The sequence below is a fragment of the Niallia sp. Marseille-Q9988 genome (assembly GCF_976954375.1).
The window spans coordinates 376,662-392,910 of the sequence record NZ_CDRJSZ010000001.1 but is presented as its reverse complement, the minus strand read 5'-3'; the positions used below and the strand labels follow the sequence as shown (position 1 = coordinate 392,910).

The window sequence follows — 16,249 nt, the reverse complement described above, 5'->3', positions numbered from 1 at the left end:
ACGAAGTTCCTGAATATATTTGTCTTAGAGGTTATTTTAGTTTTTTGATTGGAATAAGCAAGGTAGGAATAATTTATAAAAAGAAAGATACAGATGTAGTATAAAATTAAATGGAGAAGTGGACTAGAATGATTAGTCCGCTTTTTTTAATGCAAAACGGAGCAAAATAAAAAAGTGTTGAAAAACATATTAAAAATCAATGTAATTAGAGCTAGTTCTCATTCTTTATACTTTCTTTATACTTTTCTAGGCAAATTATTTATATCTATCCCTTATTCTATATCAATCAACATTGAAAGGAAGAATGGTTATGACAGAAACAATTCTTAAAGCAATGAATGTTTCAAAAATATATGGAAAACACAAAGCGCTTGATAAAGTATCAATCGAAATTAAGCGTGGGATGATATACGGTTTAATTGGGGAAAATGGTGCGGGAAAATCGACATTTATGCGTACTGTTATGGGGTTAATCTCAATTGATGAGGGTGACATTGAGCTATTTGGCGAAAGCAGCACGAAGGGATTGCAACATGCAAGAAGAAAAATGGGTCAATCGATTGAAACACCAGCACTTTATCCTGACTTAACAGCTCGAGAAAATCTGAGAGTACAAGCAGCAAACGGTGGGGTAAGTGAACGCGAAATTGATCATTTACTTCGTTTGATGAGTCTTGAAGATACAGGGAAGAAGAAGGTTAAGAATTTCTCATTAGGGATGCGCCAGCGTTTAGCGATTGCATCGACTCTGATTACAAATCCTGAGTTCTTAATTTTAGACGAGCCGACAAACGGTCTTGATCCATCAGGGATTGTGGAGATGCGCGAAATCATACAACGTTTGGTGAAGGATCGAGGGATAACAGTCTTACTTTCTTCCCATTTGCTTGATGAACTATCACAGATTGCTACCCATTATGGGATTTTGCATAAGGGGAAACTCATTAGTGAGCTTTCAAGAGAGCAATTAGCTTCTGAAACTCGTCAATATATTGAATTAGAAACAACCGAGGTTCATAAAGCAGTTGTTGTGCTAGATGAAATGGGGATAAAGGAATATGAGGTTGTAAATGGAACGGAGATTAATATTTATGAACGTTTAGAGGAAGTAGCTTCTATTAACCGTTCGCTTGTATTAGCTAATGTGAATGTTTCGAGAATAGGGACAACAAGACAAAAGCTCGAAGAATATTTTTTACAATTAACAGGAGGAACTATCCATGCTTAATCTCTTAACAGCTGAAAAAATAAAGTTAGTTCGAAGTAAAAAATTATGGATTGTTCTAGGCATTTTATCTTTACTTCCTATTTTGCAAGTAGTGAATAGTAATATTTCCGTGAATTATGGAGCAGAGCTAAATCAAACTAAAGATACAGTGATCAATGGGGCGACAGGAATTTTAATGATGGAGAAAAACGGATTAACCGTTTTACTCGTTATGAGTGCTTTTATTTGTTTTTTTATTGGGGAAGAATTTCAAAAAGGGACGATTCGAAATACATTGTCCTTAGGGCGAAGTCGGACCTATTATTATATGACAAAATTGGCGGTTGCTGCACTGCTTACCCTTGTTGGTGTCATTTTAATGACTGTATTTGGTATAATGGGCTTTTCTGCTGTGTTTGGTTTTGGAGAGGTGGCAGAAATTAGCAATTACCTTTGGTTTGCTATAAAAGCTTTCCTTACACTTTATTTTCTAATTTTGGCAAACGTATCTATCTATGTCATGATTAGTTTTTTAACAAAAAACAGTGCAGTTTCTCTAATTTGGAGTTTCCTTTATACGATAGCAACAGGTTTTGGAGCTGGGATTTTTCAGCAAACCAAGCATTTTAAGCAATTAACATTCTGGTTTACAGAATCCTTCTTGTTTTACTCCGATTTCGCAAAACCAGTAGATATTGCAAAATACCCAGAGATGATATTAGTTAGTATCATCACGATCGTGTTAACCTCCATAATAGGTATCCTTCTGTTTAATCGAACAGACATAAAGTAGGTAGGTAGAGATGGTAACGATATTAATCATGGAAGACGATATGGCCATTCATTCACTTATAAAAGAGGCGTTGGAATTGAATGGTTTTAAAACACTCAGTGCATATTCAGGGACTGAAGGGAAATTACTATTCGAACAAGCGCAAATGGATTTAATCTTATTAGATTTAATGCTTCCAGGAATGAATGGAGAAGAATTCCTTCAACAAATTCGGCATAATACAAACATTCCTGTAATAGTGATTTCAGCTAAAAATGATCAAGATACGAAGCTGGAGCTTTTGACAAGTGGAGCGGATGATTATATGACAAAACCATTTGATGTGAAGGAGCTACTTGCAAGGATTCACATTCAGTTACGTCATGCAATCAAGGATTCTTGGGATAATAAGAAAGAAATTCAATACAAGAACATCAGCATTGATTTGGAAACACGTGAAGTAACACTAAATGATCAAGTTATTCACCTTACTGGACGTGAATATGCAATACTTTTACTTTTTTTAGAAAATCCTCAAAAGGTATTTAGCCGTGCCAATATTTATGAAAGTGTTTGGAATGAACCATACTTTGATAGTGATAAAACGATTAATATGCATATCAGTAATTTACGAAATAAGCTCAACTTAAGAGATACACATTATATTAAAACAATATGGGGCATAGGCTTCAAATTTGACTAACAAAGGAGGTGTGAATGTTATGTGGGGCTGGGTATTTTTCTTCCTAACATTGGCGCTTCTTTTTTATCTTTACTTTTTAAAAAGAGAACTGCGAAAGTTGAAACAGGACGTCCATAATCTTCCCGCTCGTGCTAGTTTTGGAAGTAGACTCTCTCTCGATTTCCGGGAAAAAACTTTGTTAGAGTTAGTAGATGAATTGAATCGAATGATTAATGTGTTTGAAGATAAGAATCGTCTAGCGAAACAAATGGAAGAAAATGTGAAATTATCAATAGCAGGACTCTCTCACGACTTACGGACACCGCTCACATCCATAAATGGTTATGTGCAACTTTTACATGCGACGAATGATGAGATGCGGAGGAAACACTATGTAGCGATTATCGAGCAGTCTGTAAAACGACTGATTGAAATGACGGAACAATTTTATGACCTAGCCCGTATTGAAACAAATCAAAAAGAAATAGTACTAACATCCATTTCTCTATCTCATTTAGTGGAAGAAATCTTTTTATCCTTTTATGAGCAATTGGAGGAGAAGAAAATTGAACTCCAATTTCCTGATGAAATAAAGGACAGAAAAATTATTACGGACAAGTTAATCGCGACACGTGTCCTTCATAATATCGTTCAAAATATACTTCGCTATGCCAAGAGTACAGCGGTTATTAGCTATAGCATGGAAAAAGATTTTCTGGTTTTACGCATCAAAAACGATATTAAACGAGATAGTAAAGTTGCAATAGAAAAAGTCTTTATGCGTTTCTATACAGAGGTCAGTAGTAGAACTAACACGGAAGCAAGTGGATTAGGTTTATATTTATCCAAAAAATTAGTTGAAAAGATGAATGGGAAAATGGAAGCGGAGCTACAAGATAATTGGTTTATTCTTAAAATGTATTTTCCTATTAATGGGATTGAAGAATAAAGGCAACAATCGATTTGTATCCTTGCATTGTCATTAGTTTTTATAGGGAAGACTCTCAATTCTTTGGGCGTTTTTTATAAAAATAAAATTCGTCAAGTAAAGAAGCAAAATCGATATTTGATAGTATATGTCAGATGGTGTCACTCAAGAATTTGGTTAATATCTGTAATTCCTCTTCTCATGCCGAGAAACAGGATTATCCCGTTTTAAATGAACTTAGGTAATCAATATTAGACCATTTTCACTATCTCGCCCCTATCCTCGTCAATTGGGCAATTCCCCTTGAAACAAAATTTGAGCATGTTACGATTAGAAATGTTGAAAAAAGAATATGGAATGAATTATTAATACTTAGGAGGGTGCGGATGTTAAAAAATAAGACAGTAGCATTTTTAGGGGCAGGCTCGATGGCAGAGGCTATGATTGCAGGTGCTCTTAAAGCAGAAAAACTTCTCCCCAACCAAATAATTGCAACCAATAATAGCAATATGGATCGTCTACAAGGCTTAGCCAATAAATACGGCATAGAAACGGTTCAAAAGGAACAATTACCATATAAGAATATTGATTTGTTTATATTAGCGATGAAGCCGAAAGGAGCGAGAGAGGCACTACATTCGTTAAAAGAAAGACTAAACCCAGATCAAGTAGTAATTTCTGTATTGGCTGGCATAACAACAAATTTTATGGAAGACCATTTACAAGAAGGACAACAAGTTATTCGGGTGATGCCAAATACTTCAAGTATGGTACAGCAATCAGCAACAGCACTAACAAGTGGGCGATATACTAGGACAGAAAACATCGAAGCGGTGAAAGAATTACTTGAATGTATGGGCAAGGTCTTTGTGATAAATGAAGAGCAGATGGACCTCTTTACTGGAATTGCAGGAAGCGGACCAGCATACTTTTATTACTTAATGGAGCACATGGAGTCTGTTGGTTTGCAATATGGGATGCCAAAAGAACTAATTCGAGAAATCGTGTCGCAAACTGTTTATGGAGCAGCAAAAATGGTAATGGAAAAAGGAACATCACCTACTATCCTAAAAGAAAATGTAACTTCACCAAATGGAACAACCGCCTCTGGATTGAAAGCATTAGCAGATTATAACGGTGGAGAGGCCATATCCCAAGCAATCAAACATGCAGCAAGTCGATCCAAACAGATAAGCGCAGAGCTTGGTGGTGCAAAATTAAATTCTTAATGGAACAATAGGAGGTACAGAATGTTAACAGAGGATTTGCAAGAGCAAGATAAACAGATAAGAAGAGTTGTAATTAAGATTGGAAGCAGTTCCCTAACCAGCATGCACGGAGAAATAAGTCGGAAAAAACTCGAGAAATTAGTAGAGCAAATTGTGGAGCTAAAGGATGCTGGTTATGAAGTGGCTGTCGTTTCCTCAGGTGCGGTAGCTGCTGGGTATCGGAAACTCGGGTGTATAAAACGTCCAACTTCGCTTCCAGAAAAACAGGCGGCGGCATCTATCGGCCAAGGTCTATTAATGGAATCTTACTCAGAACTCTTTTTATCTCATGGATATGTTGCTTCGCAAATATTAATCACTAGAGGTGATTTTGCGGATGAAAAGCGATATACCAATATGAAAAATACATTAAATGTATTGTTGAATAGAGGAATTATTCCAATCATTAATGAAAATGATACGGTTACTATTGATCGTTTGAAATTTGGGGACAATGATACACTTTCGGCTAAGGTAGCAGCGCTCATTCATGGGGACCAGCTCATTATCTTATCAGATGTAGATGGATTGTATACCGATAATCCTCATAGGAATCCTCAAGCAAAGATGTTAGAAGAGGTTCAAACCATTACTTCTAAAATAGAGTCTTCAGCAGGCGGAGCAGATAGTGAAGTAGGAACAGGTGGAATGAAATCTAAAATTGCTGCAATGAAAATCGCATTAGCTTCTGGTATAGACGCTTTTTTAGGAAGAGCAGGAAAGCCTAATATTTTAATGGATGCGGTGAATGGTACAGCAAAAGGAACTTATTTTAGACAGAAGCAAAATGCCTATAACTTATGTGACGAACAACAGTGGATTGCTTTTCATTCTGGACCTGAAGGAAAAATTGTTGTTAGTACTACAGGGAAAGAAGAGATGCTTGAGAAACATAAGGATTTACTTGCTGAGAATATAGTGCTGGTGGATGGACGTTTTGAACAAGGAGCCGTTGTGAGAATCGTAGATGAACATCAAGAGGAAATTGGATTAGGTAGAGTGAACTTTTCTTATTTAGAGCTAAAAGAAAAGGTAGAAAAGGAAAATATTGCAATTGAGCAATCAACCTTTGTTTATTCTCGTAACTATATAGCATCAGAAGTTGTATAAAAAGAGGAGGCAGATGAGTGACATCCATAGTGGAAGATTATCAAATCGTTGAAGTGCAAGCAATCGCTGCGAAAAAGGCTGCGAAAAAAATAAGTATTCTAAACACAAATGAAAAAAATGAAGCACTAAATGTTGTTGCTGACGAATTAGTAAAGCAGCTAGCCTTTATTTTAGAAGCCAATGAAAAAGATTTACAAAATGGCAAAGCGAGTGGTTTTGAGAAGGCCTTTATGGATCGCTTGACTCTGAATGAAAGTAGAATTAAGGATTTTGCCGAAGGGCTTCGTGTAGTGGCAGAATTACCAGATCCGGTAGGGGATGTTTTATCAAACTGGACGTTAGAAAATGGCCTAAGAGTGGAGACAATACGTGTTCCTCTTGGGGTTATAGGAATGATCTATGAAGCTCGTCCCAATGTTACAGTCGATGCGACGGGATTAGCGCTTAAGTCAGGAAATGCCATCATTTTAAAGGGAGGATCTTCCGCTATTCATTCTAATATGGCAATTGTTGAGGTTATGCATAAGGCCTTGGAGAAATCGGCTATTCCAAAAGAAGCAGTGCAATTTATTTCTTCAACAGATCGAAATGCTACAAAACAACTATTTACGATGAAAGAGCATATAGATGTACTTATTCCAAGGGGAGGCGGATCCCTTATTCAAACCGTAGTGGAAAATGCAACTGTTCCTGTACTAGAAACAGGTGTAGGAAATTGCCATCTTTATGTAGACAAAGAAGCCGATTTGAAAAAAGCACTCGACATTATCGTCAATGCGAAAACGGATCGACCTGCTGTATGTAATGCTGCTGAAACATTGATTATCCATCAAGAATTTCTAGCTAAATATAAATTGGAGCTAGCTCAAACACTTGCAGCGAATGGTATTCTCATTCATGGGGATGAAATGGCTTGTAAGGAATTACCAGGCGTTATTCCGGCTACAGAAAAGGATTGGGCTGAAGAGTATTTAAGCTTAGAGATTGCCGTAAAAATAGTGAATAGTCTAGACGAGGCAATAGAGCATATTGATAGGTATGGAACGAAGCATTCTGAAGCGATTATTACAGAGAATCAACATACGGCAAGGAAATTTATGCAGTTAACAGATGCGGCGGCCCTTTATCATAATGCATCCACCAGATTTACTGATGGAGGAGCGCTAGGATTTGGTGCAGAGATTGGAATTTCTACACAGAAACTTCATGCACGTGGACCGATGGGGCTACCTGCACTAACAACGGTAAAATATATGATGAGTGGAAATGGGCAAATAAGATAGGTAAATCTAGAAAGGGAGAGTTTTTTTGTCTATAATGTTTAGGGTTTTAATGATTATAAGGTGATTTATGCTTATATCAAAACCACATTAAGTAAAAGGCAAGCTCTAAGTGATATAGAACTAAAGCCTATTTTATATAAAGAAAACATAAACAAGGGATAGAACGTTTTCTTTGTATTTACTGGATGAAAAATGGTAAGAAAACACTCAAATAGCAACTATTCTTTCAATTGGATAGCAAAAGGCTTGTTGGGCTAGTATGGTCCCTTCCTGTTGGTTGAAAAATAACACCAAGAGGTGAAGTCAATTGGCAGTCATTACAAGCTTTGATATAAAAAAACGAGAAAAACAAATAAAATACGAAAGAGCCGTTCTTAAGGAAATATCTATTAAAGAGTTAAAAGAAAAGGTAGCTCGCTATTTTGGTTCCTCAAACTTGACTTCAAGTGTTTTAATGAATGAGGGAATAGAAGAGGCTTGTTATGATGTTGCGATAGAAGCCTTTCTGCTAGGAGCAAATTACAGTAAATTTAGTGAATATGGTGAAGATATTCAAGCTATAAAAAATAGATGCAAGGAAGAGGATAATCATTTAAAGCAAACACTTTACCACTTTCTACTTTATTGGGGAAGTGAGGAAAGCAATAAAAATGAATCACTTTACTACTTATGTGAACAATTCGTGGATGAATGGTGGTTAGAAGGAGTTCAGAAAGCAAATAAAAGAAGAAAGCTTAGGCTTCATTAAAGGTGGCAGTACTGCCACCTTTTATCTTATGGTGGATATTATTTTAAAAGTATTTTCAGATACTCTACAAAAAGCGTGGCTTGTTCTTTAAGATTTACATCTTTAGGTGGGAGTATAGCATAATCAAGTGCAAGTCCATCAGTAAAAGTAATAATGGATTGCGCGATAGTTTTACTATTAAAGTTTTGATTAAATTCTCCCTTTTTCTGTCCTGCTTTAATAATTTCTTCATAAAGCTTCAAGGCAAGCTCATATCTTTTTTTGGCGTATTCTCTTCTCCTAATATCATTCCTTCCTGTAACAAAAAACTCTAAAATACTCGGTGCTAAAGGATCGATTTCATTTTCTGATGCAGGACTTTCATCGATAATATAGGATAAAAGTAACTGCCAATAAGATTCTATTTCTGTGTGTAGTAGTTCTTCCAAATTTATTACTTCGGAAGATAGGTTTTCTGCTAAAATGGCTTCGAATAAGTCTTCTTTATTGGAGAAATATTGGTATAAACCACCTCTGCTAACACCGGCTTCCTCCATTACGTGTCTCATTGTCGTTTTTTCATATCCATGTTCAATAAAGACATTCTTAGCTGCTTTAAGGATATTAGCTCGTCGCTGTTCCAGATGCTTTTGACTGACTTTTGGAGTCAATTTTCTCCCCCCGATCTAATCTATTTCTAGTTACCCATCCAATAATAGCTGCCAAAATTAACAAGCATGCACTTACCAGAAATGTTATATAGACTCCTAAAATAGTGGATAGCCATCCTCCAAGCAATGGGCCGATAATAGTGGCAGTAGTCGTAACGCTATTAATGACACCAAAGACTCTTCCGGTAAGTTGCACAGGTGTAATGGCTTGAATGTATGCTTGGTAGGGAACTAAAACATACGTCGCAGTGAATCCACCAAGAAATCCGAATGCTGAACCCCATAGATTAGGATGACTAACGTTGAAATAAGTGAATAAAGACATCATACCAAAACTAATCCCAATTCCACAAACACCAAAAAGCATAGATATAAAAGGTTGATAATCTGTTTTTTTAGCAAGAATATAGCCAGATAAAAACATCCCTGTTCCAGACGCTGTTACAATATAGCCAAATAAATTACTGGAGGCTAGTTCAAGCTCTCTTATTAGAATGATGAGTTGTGAATCTGCCAGTTGTAAGATAAGGAGGCTCAGACCTAAAAAGATCATTCCTGTTAACATGAAAAGATTGGATGTAATGAATTTTATCCCTATCGCTAAATCTTTCCTAAAAGAAGGTTTAATCCCCTTTTTAATTTCAGTAGAGACAGTAGTTACTCGAGACTTTTCCTTTGGAAGGAATAGGAGTAACAATGCGGAGAAAAGAAAGGAGAAAGAATCGAGATAGAAAATGGTTTTTACCTCTAAGAATGAAACTAACATCCCACTTAATAATGGTCCTAATATTTTGGTGCCAGAATCAATCATTGTGGTAATGGAAATAGCACTTTTTATATGGTGATTGTCTACTAATTCTTTTAGTTTCCCGTTTTTTGAAGGGATAAAGATAGTGGATATGGTTCCAATTGCCAATAAGCAGATATAGACGGTGAGGATACTATCTGCGGTGGCCAATAATAAAATCAGTCCTGCTCGAATAAGGTCAGATAAAATCATTAATAGCTTGCGATTAAAACGATCAGCAAAAGCACCAGCTATAGGTCCAAGAAAGACCATGGGTAAGGCAAGACATAACATAATAAGAGATACTTCGATTGGAGTGGCATTCCATTTTAGTCCAACCATTGTCATAATAGCTATAATACTTAACCAATCACCTAAACCTGAAATAATCTGAGCTGCTATAAGGCTTTTAAATCCGTTCGTTTTTAATAATCCAGAAAGCATAAAAATTCCTCCTTTTTAAAGTGACATTGATGTCGTTTATATATGTATTATAACGACACCTATGTCGTTTAATCAATACCTATAATGAAAAATAGGTATTTTTTTGTAGTTAATATGGTCGAAGTAATCTAGGAAGCAAGAGGACTTGCTGTTCTAAAATTTCTTGTTCCCCCATATAGTAAGAATAAGGACGGGCATAGGGGGAATGAGGGAGACTGTGAGTAAAAAGTGGAAGATAAGCATATATATCATGGGGTTAGCACTTCTTTTCTTTATATTACAATTCGATTTCTCAAATGATGATTCATGGGATGCCTGGAATTTACCATTGACCGGAAAAGTGATTGTTATCGATCCGGGACATGGAGGGCCAGATGGTGGTGCGGGAGATGACGAAGTATTGGAAAAGGATATCGCATTAAAGGTCTCTTTAAAGCTTCGTGATTATTTACAGGAGCAAGGTGCCTTAGTAATTATGACGAGAGAAGAAGATAAGGATTTAGCGAGTGAAAGTACAAAAGGATATCGTAATAGAAAAGTGGAGGATTTAAAGGAGAGAATCAATATCATCAATAAATCGGATGCAGATTTATTTTTGAGTGTTCATTTAAATGCAATACCTTCATCAAAATGGAGTGGAGCACAAACTTTTTATTCAGCTCAATTGGAAGGGAATGCTAGAGCGGCTAAATTCATTCAAGATGAGTTAATTGATAATTTAGAGAATACAACTCGAAAGGCTAAACCGCTAGAGAGTGTATACATACTAAAATATGCAGAGAAACAAGGAGTACTAGTAGAGGTAGGTTTCTTATCAAATCCACAAGAAAAGGCGAATCTTATGCAGGAAGATTATCAAGAAAAAATCGCAGCGTCCATCTATAAAGGAGTAAATCGTTATTTTACGAATGAAGAGGAATTGGAAGTAGAAGAATAGAGACTAATTACGTCTCTATTCTTATTTATGCCTATTAATTCATATTCCCGGGAAATAAATCTCTTTTTCCCGCTCTTAACGACTAGTACGGTGCTCACCACTTACTGTGATAAATGAGTAATGTAGGTGGGAAGTCGACTTAACGGAAAGTTTAAATGGTTCGTATTATTTTATTGAGCGTTAGAATTTTCAGAATGTAAACGATATCTGAATTTATGCTATACTGTTAGTAAAACAGGAGAGGGGATTGTGTCATGATAACAAAAGAAGAAATCGAGAAGATAGTGGAGAATATGATCGATCCTTTTTTACATAAATCATTGCTAGAATTAGGCGCAGTGAAAGATGTTAAATGGGATGAAGAAAAAGAACATGCAAGTTTAAAGGTCGCCGTTGCAAAGCTTGGTTCTGCTTATCAAATAGAGTTGCAAAATGAAATCGTTAGTGCGCTTAAGGAAAAGGGGATAAAAAGTGTAGGATTACGATTTGCGGAACTATCAAGCGCACTCGTTGCGGAAGTATGGAAGGAATCAGAAGCTACGGAGAAAAAGCCTACTTATATTGCTGTTGCCAGTGGCAAAGGGGGGGTAGGGAAATCTACCGTTTCTGTCAATTTAGCGGTTTCATTAGCTAGATTAGGGAAAAAAGTTGGATTGTTGGATGCGGATATATATGGTTTCAGTGTTCCAGATATGATGGGTATCACCAAAAGACCTGAAGTAATAAAGGAACGAATCATTCCAGTCGAGCGATTTGGGGTAAAAGTTATTTCTATGGGATTCTTTGTAGAGGATAATACACCAATTATATGGAGAGGTCCTATGCTTGGCAAAATGCTAACAAGCTTCTTAGAAGAAGTAGAGTGGGGAGAACTAGATTATCTATTATTAGATTTACCACCTGGAACAGGCGATGTTGCGCTAGATGTTCACACCATGCTTCCTACAAGTAAAGAAATAATCGTTACTACTCCCCATCCAACTGCAGCTTTTGTCGCAGCTCGTGCAGGTGCTATGGCCATGAAAACAAATCATGAAATCCTCGGAGTTATTGAAAATATGTCGTATTTTGAAAGTAGCCTAACAGGGGAAAAAGAGTATGTATTTGGCAAAGGTGGAGGTAAGAAATTAGCTAATGATTTGGAAGTTCCAATTTTAGGAGAGCTGCCATTAGGACAGCCCGATTGGAATGAAGAGGATTTTGCTCCATCTGTCTATCAAGAAAAACATCCTATTGGCGGAAAATATCAAGAAATCGCTGAACGAATAATAGGAGTGCTAGAGAAATCAGGGAATAAAGTTGAAAGCTGATTACAAAAAAGATTGAAAAAGGTACCTTCAAAAGGAACGTATATTCCTCGATGAAGGTACCTTATTTTAAATTTTATGTTTTTCGGAAATGAAGGAGGAAGAGGCTTCTTTGGCTGCTTTATCAAGCATTTCTTTAAACTTAGACTTAAATTCAGGTGTTTCCATTGTTTCTTGTAGTATTTGTTTGATATGCTCTCTGTATTCTGTACTTTTCAAAATGTTTTTCATTTCTGTTTCTAAGGAAGGGTCTTGTAATAACTCGACCATCATTTTCCGATATTCAGAATCCTTCATTAGATTTTTTATCAATTTTTCGTTTTCCGTCTTCATACTTTTTGCCATTGTTTCAGCAAACTCAGGATCTTGGAACTCTTTCTTCCAGAAGTCAGCCGCTTTTTCGGAAACCAGTGTTTTTTCTATCGTGCTTGTTACTGCTTTTTCATTCATTACTAAATTTTGTTTTATCTCTTCGTCATCCATTACTTCTCTTATCGCCTTTTTCCCATCATCCGTTTTCAAAATATCTACAACCATTTTCTTTGTTTGGTCATAGTCCATTTGTTGAGAACTTTCACTATCTGAACATCCACTTAATAAAGAAATGATTAGTAGGAGGGTAATCCCTTTTTTTAGCATGACAATTACCTCTTTCGTTAAAGATATCTATTAAGTAGAATGGATTCTTTTTTATTTTTTATTCCTAATGTAAAGGAAAAGATATTGGTATATGGAAAAAGAAAAAACTGTTTCTGTAAAAAAGTTACCCGAGTTTTTTGAGTAACTATCTAAAGTAAGTTAGTTACTGTAAATCGTTTAACTTTATAGAAACAGCTTAATGCGTTAATGTACTTCTTTTGACTTGGAGTCAGCATTAGAAATCATCTCTGAAACAGTAACAAATTCTAAATTCTTTTTTTGTAATTTCTTTATAATTTCAGGAAGAGCATTTGCGGTTTGCTTCGCTGAATCAGAAGCGTGCAATAATACGATATCTCCTTTTTTAGCAGATCCTGCCTTCTTAATAATTTGTGTTGTTCCAGGATTTGTCCAATCCTTTGAATCAATGCTCCAGTGAACTAAAGTATAATCGTATTGATCTGCAATGGTTAAAGCAGATTGATTAAAATGACCAGTTGGAGCGCGGGAGAGCGCGATATTATCGATCTTTAATTTTTCAAATGCAGTTTTGGCTTTCGATAAATCTTGCCTTATTTTTTCTTCTTTTACCTCTGAATAATCTACATAGTCATAGCCTAAAATTCCAATCTCATGACCTTCTTTTACCATTCTGTTTACTAGTTCAGGGTGTCTTTCTGCCCATGAACCTGCCAGGAAAAACGTTGCGTTAACTTTCTTTTCTTTCAAAATATCAAGAATAGGTTCTGCTTTTTTGTCTCCCCATCCAATGTTAAAGGTTAGGGCGACTCCCTTTTCTCCTTTATATACAGCCTTAGGTCCATCCTTGGAGGAAAACACAGGGATCTGGACAATATTTTCAACATACAAAAACCAGGCTGTAAAGAAGGATACTACAAGAATTAATGCGAATTGCTTTACGGATTTACTGTTCAGCACATAAAAGAAATTCATCTGTTTGTCACCTCGTCCACTTTACTGCTCGTCTCATTCTTATGTAGGAAAAGTAAAATTAATTACAAAAATTTTTATAAAAAAAGGAAAACTAGTACATAATACAGAGACTAAAATGAGGCTATGCATCAGGAGGGACAGTAATGATTGGTTTATTATTAAATAAAAAAGAAGTAAAAGAGATTGAATATCTAATTAAAAGGGAATTAGATGAAATACTACTGGATTTGGGAGATAAAAGAATTGATCTCTCTGTTAAAAAAGCAATGATAGAAAGATATAAGGATTTGTTTTCTTTGTTAAAAAGAGTTGCAGCCCCGAAGGATTGTTTAACTTATATCCTGTCGGAAAATAAGATGTTAGATGAAAAAATATAAAATTATAAAAAACAGTTGACGATTTTTATTTATCTTGGTATATTAGTAAACGTCACTTCGACAGAGTGGAAACAACGAAAAAATAAATTTTAAAAAGTTGTTGACTCCTGAAAGAGAATGTGTTAAATTAGTAAAGTCGCTTATTGAGCGGCTAAGTAAATTGCTCTTTGAAAACTGAACAAACAAACGTCAACAATAATCGTTTTATAACGAATGTTATAGAATGACAATAAGTAATAAAAAGCTAGAGTTTAGCATTTGAGCTAATCAACTCTTTATTGGAGAGTTTGATCCTGGCTCAGGACGAACGCTGGCGGCGTGCCTAATACATGCAAGTCGAGCGGACTTTAAAAGCTTGCTTTTAAAGTTAGCGGCGGACGGGTGAGTAACACGTGGGCAACCTGCCTGTAAGACTGGGATAACTTCGGGAAACCGGAGCTAATACCGGATAATCCTTTTCTACACATGTAGAAAAGCTGAAAGACGGTTTACGCTGTCACTTACAGATGGGCCCGCGGCGCATTAGCTAGTTGGTGAGGTAACGGCTCACCAAGGCAACGATGCGTAGCCGACCTGAGAGGGTGATCGGCCACACTGGGACTGAGACACGGCCCAGACTCCTACGGGAGGCAGCAGTAGGGAATCTTCCGCAATGGACGAAAGTCTGACGGAGCAACGCCGCGTGAGTGATGAAGGTTTTCGGATCGTAAAACTCTGTTGTTAGGGAAGAACAAGTACAAGAGTAACTGCTTGTACCTTGACGGTACCTAACCAGAAAGCCACGGCTAACTACGTGCCAGCAGCCGCGGTAATACGTAGGTGGCAAGCGTTGTCCGGAATTATTGGGCGTAAAGCGCGCGCAGGCGGTCCTTTAAGTCTGATGTGAAAGCCCACGGCTCAACCGTGGAGGGTCATTGGAAACTGGGGGACTTGAGTGCAGAAGAGAAGAGTGGAATTCCACGTGTAGCGGTGAAATGCGTAGAGATGTGGAGGAACACCAGTGGCGAAGGCGACTCTTTGGTCTGTAACTGACGCTGAGGCGCGAAAGCGTGGGGAGCAAACAGGATTAGATACCCTGGTAGTCCACGCCGTAAACGATGAGTGCTAAGTGTTAGAGGGTTTCCGCCCTTTAGTGCTGCAGCAAACGCATTAAGCACTCCGCCTGGGGAGTACGGCCGCAAGGCTGAAACTCAAAGGAATTGACGGGGGCCCGCACAAGCGGTGGAGCATGTGGTTTAATTCGAAGCAACGCGAAGAACCTTACCAGGTCTTGACATCCTCTGACACTCCTAGAGATAGGACGTTCCCCTTCGGGGGACAGAGTGACAGGTGGTGCATGGTTGTCGTCAGCTCGTGTCGTGAGATGTTGGGTTAAGTCCCGCAACGAGCGCAACCCTTGATCTTAGTTGCCAGCATTTAGTTGGGCACTCTAAGGTGACTGCCGGTGACAAACCGGAGGAAGGTGGGGATGACGTCAAATCATCATGCCCCTTATGACCTGGGCTACACACGTGCTACAATGGATGGTACAAAGGGCAGCAAAGCGGTGACGCCTAGCAAATCCCATAAAACCATTCTCAGTTCGGATTGTAGGCTGCAACTCGCCTACATGAAGCTGGAATCGCTAGTAATCGCGGATCAGCATGCCGCGGTGAATACGTTCCCGGGCCTTGTACACACCGCCCGTCACACCACGAGAGTTTGTAACACCCGAAGTCGGTGGGGTAACCTTTTGGAGCCAGCCGCCTAAGGTGGGATAGATGATTGGGGTGAAGTCGTAACAAGGTAGCCGTATCGGAAGGTGCGGCTGGATCACCTCCTTTCTAAGGAAAATGGAATGTACATTCCATCAAAGATTGTTGACGATTTGTTGTTCAGTTTTGAGGGAGCAATTCCTCAAAAACAGTAATAAGTTTGAGGGTAAAGAGAAACGAGTAGATCAAGGAAGCAAACGCGCGAGCACCGGAGCGTACAACAGTACGTGAGGAGCAGAGCGAAGAAGCTGACGAAGAGATGCGAAGTTTATCTTTAGCCGAAATTGTTCCTTGAAAACTAGATTATGAATAGTAAAAACAAGAAAGAAACCGAGTAATCGCCATCTTAGATTCTCTATTTTAGAGAATTATTTCTTTGAAAAGTAATCGTATCAATCGAAT

At 37.5% G+C, this 16,249-nt stretch carries 15 protein-coding genes and 1 rRNA gene; 12 read left to right on the top strand and 4 right to left on the bottom strand.

Annotated features, from left to right (window positions below; genetic code table 11):
* Window positions 1-310 precede the first annotated feature (310 nt).
* The 8 genes from ACWNMZ_RS01930 to ACWNMZ_RS01895 all read left to right on the top strand — a co-directional run bounded on the left by ACWNMZ_RS01930 (window position 311) and on the right by ACWNMZ_RS01895 (window position 7,998).
* Window positions 311-1,228: an ATP-binding cassette domain-containing protein gene (locus ACWNMZ_RS01930; protein ID WP_031539606.1), complete on the top strand. Its 918-nt coding sequence runs from the start codon at window positions 311-313 to the stop codon at window positions 1,226-1,228.
* A complete protein-coding gene (locus ACWNMZ_RS01925; RefSeq protein ID WP_031539609.1) occupies window positions 1,221-2,000 on the top strand; it encodes an ABC transporter permease in 780 nt (259 codons plus the stop codon). The genes ACWNMZ_RS01930 and ACWNMZ_RS01925 overlap by 8 nt, the downstream gene beginning before the upstream one ends.
* 10 nt (window positions 2,001-2,010) lie before the next feature.
* Window positions 2,011-2,682 carry a response regulator transcription factor gene (locus ACWNMZ_RS01920; RefSeq protein ID WP_031539611.1) on the top strand — a complete coding sequence of 224 codons (672 nt, stop codon included), beginning with the start codon at window positions 2,011-2,013 and terminating at the stop codon, window positions 2,680-2,682.
* A 175-nt stretch (window positions 2,683-2,857) separates the two neighbouring features.
* Window positions 2,858-3,610: a sensor histidine kinase gene (locus tag ACWNMZ_RS01915; RefSeq protein ID WP_449598264.1), complete on the top strand. Its 753-nt coding sequence runs from the start codon at window positions 2,858-2,860 to the stop codon at window positions 3,608-3,610.
* Window positions 3,611-3,975: 365 nt separating this feature from the next.
* Window positions 3,976-4,818 carry a pyrroline-5-carboxylate reductase gene (proC, locus tag ACWNMZ_RS01910; RefSeq protein ID WP_235251448.1) on the top strand — a complete coding sequence of 281 codons (843 nt, stop codon included), beginning with the start codon at window positions 3,976-3,978 and terminating at the stop codon, window positions 4,816-4,818.
* A 21-nt stretch (window positions 4,819-4,839) separates the two neighbouring features.
* Window positions 4,840-5,967 carry a glutamate 5-kinase gene (gene proB / locus ACWNMZ_RS01905; protein ID WP_268817848.1) on the top strand — a complete coding sequence of 376 codons (1,128 nt, stop codon included), beginning with the start codon at window positions 4,840-4,842 and terminating at the stop codon, window positions 5,965-5,967.
* Between the two features lie 17 nt (window positions 5,968-5,984).
* Window positions 5,985-7,250, top strand: coding sequence for a glutamate-5-semialdehyde dehydrogenase (locus ACWNMZ_RS01900; RefSeq protein ID WP_031539619.1), 1,266 nt, complete (start codon window positions 5,985-5,987; stop codon window positions 7,248-7,250).
* A 307-nt stretch (window positions 7,251-7,557) separates the two neighbouring features.
* The gene (locus ACWNMZ_RS01895) at window positions 7,558-7,998 is read left to right on the top strand and encodes a DUF2521 family protein (protein ID WP_031539622.1); all 441 of its coding nucleotides are present in this window, start codon (window positions 7,558-7,560) and stop codon (window positions 7,996-7,998) included.
* 38 nt (window positions 7,999-8,036) lie between these two features.
* On the opposite strand, the gene ACWNMZ_RS01890 is transcribed toward ACWNMZ_RS01895, so the two are convergent.
* On the bottom strand, window positions 8,037-8,648 hold the full coding sequence (locus ACWNMZ_RS01890; protein ID WP_031539625.1) for a TetR/AcrR family transcriptional regulator: 612 nt from the start codon (window positions 8,646-8,648) through the stop codon (window positions 8,037-8,039).
* Window positions 8,602-9,879, bottom strand: a complete 1,278-nt coding sequence (locus tag ACWNMZ_RS01885; protein ID WP_048717749.1) for an MFS transporter — start codon at window positions 9,877-9,879, stop codon at window positions 8,602-8,604. The genes ACWNMZ_RS01890 and ACWNMZ_RS01885 overlap by 47 nt, the downstream gene beginning before the upstream one ends.
* 217 nt (window positions 9,880-10,096) lie before the next feature.
* Here ACWNMZ_RS01885 and cwlD point away from each other — a divergent pair, with 217 nt between their 5' ends.
* Together cwlD and ACWNMZ_RS01875 are read left to right on the top strand one after the other, a co-directional pair.
* Window positions 10,097-10,816 (top strand): N-acetylmuramoyl-L-alanine amidase CwlD, encoded by a 720-nt coding sequence (gene cwlD / locus ACWNMZ_RS01880; RefSeq protein WP_035416706.1) that lies wholly within the window; start codon window positions 10,097-10,099, stop codon window positions 10,814-10,816.
* Window positions 10,817-11,070: 254 nt separating this feature from the next.
* Window positions 11,071-12,126: an Mrp/NBP35 family ATP-binding protein gene (locus ACWNMZ_RS01875; RefSeq protein WP_109769272.1), complete on the top strand. Its 1,056-nt coding sequence runs from the start codon at window positions 11,071-11,073 to the stop codon at window positions 12,124-12,126.
* A 66-nt stretch (window positions 12,127-12,192) separates the two neighbouring features.
* Here the strand turns inward: ACWNMZ_RS01875 and gerD are convergent, their stop codons facing one another.
* Together gerD and pdaB are read right to left on the bottom strand one after the other, a co-directional pair.
* Window positions 12,193-12,762, bottom strand: coding sequence for a spore germination lipoprotein GerD (gene gerD, locus ACWNMZ_RS01870; protein WP_031539633.1), 570 nt, complete (start codon window positions 12,760-12,762; stop codon window positions 12,193-12,195).
* Window positions 12,763-12,966: 204 nt separating this feature from the next.
* The gene (gene pdaB, locus ACWNMZ_RS01865) at window positions 12,967-13,716 is read right to left on the bottom strand and encodes a polysaccharide deacetylase family sporulation protein PdaB (RefSeq protein ID WP_031539636.1); all 750 of its coding nucleotides are present in this window, start codon (window positions 13,714-13,716) and stop codon (window positions 12,967-12,969) included.
* Between the two features lie 143 nt (window positions 13,717-13,859).
* On the opposite strand from pdaB, the gene ACWNMZ_RS01860 reads away from it, so the two are divergent.
* Window positions 13,860-14,093 carry a hypothetical protein gene (locus ACWNMZ_RS01860; RefSeq protein ID WP_109769273.1) on the top strand — a complete coding sequence of 78 codons (234 nt, stop codon included), beginning with the start codon at window positions 13,860-13,862 and terminating at the stop codon, window positions 14,091-14,093.
* 275 nt (window positions 14,094-14,368) lie between these two features.
* Window positions 14,369-15,916: ribosomal RNA gene (locus tag ACWNMZ_RS01855) — 16S ribosomal RNA — on the top strand.
* The last annotated feature ends 333 nt before the right edge of the window (window positions 15,917-16,249 follow it).